The organism is Candidatus Symbiothrix dinenymphae (assembly GCF_001431085.1).
In genome coordinates, this window is record NZ_BBRU01000140.1 from 1 (window position 1) to 789 (window position 789).

Genomic DNA, 789 nt, shown 5'->3' on the forward strand with positions numbered 1-789 from the left:
AACAAAAAAAGTTATGACTATCCGCAATCATACCACTTGGCTTTCGCTCCTTGTCCCGCAGGGACAGCACTTTATTAACCGTAGACTTTAGTCTACGGTATAAACAATGTGTCGTCCCATGCGGGACTTTGGGGTGTGGGCTCCGTCACTCCCGTAGACTAAAGTCTACGGTTAATAAAGTGCTGTCCCTGCGGGACAAAAACCGGAAATTGCTTGCAGGGGACGCTATTTAGTGGTATGATTGCGGATAATCATTAAAAAAGTTGTACCTTTGTCCAATGATGGCAGAATTTTTAGAGCAAATCAAGCACAATTTCCCGTTTGAGCCGACTACTGAGCAGCAGTTGGCTCTCGAAGCGTTGAATGCTTTTCTGTGTGACCGCAATTCGGATTCTGTTTTTTTGCTCAAAGGCTATGCCGGCACGGGCAAGTCGTCGCTGGTGGGTGCGCTGGTCAAGACGATGACGGAATTGCAGCAGCCCTCTGTCCTTTTAGCCCCTACGGGGCGTGCGGCAAAGGTTTTTGCCGGTTATGCGGGGCAAAATGCTTACACTATTCACAAAAAAATCTACCGGCAGCGCGACTTTTCCAACGAGGCATCGGGGTTTAGTCTGGACTTCAACAAGCATTCCCACACGCTGTTTATTGTGGATGAGGCTTCGATGATTGCTAATGGCAGCCTCAGCCTCAGCCCCCCCTCAGCTCAGCCCTCCCCAGCCCCACCTCAGGGGGGAGCCTTCTCCCCCATTGAGGGAGGGCTGGGGACCGGGCTTCTGGACGATTTGATTC

Annotated in this window: 1 protein-coding gene; it reads left to right on the forward strand. The window is 51.1% G+C overall.

What is annotated here, in order from left to right:
- Positions 1 to 278: 278 nt before the first annotated feature.
- The coding region (locus ASC50_RS02185) for an AAA family ATPase (protein ID WP_158648295.1) at positions 279 to 789 on the forward strand (511 nt) is incomplete at its 3' end.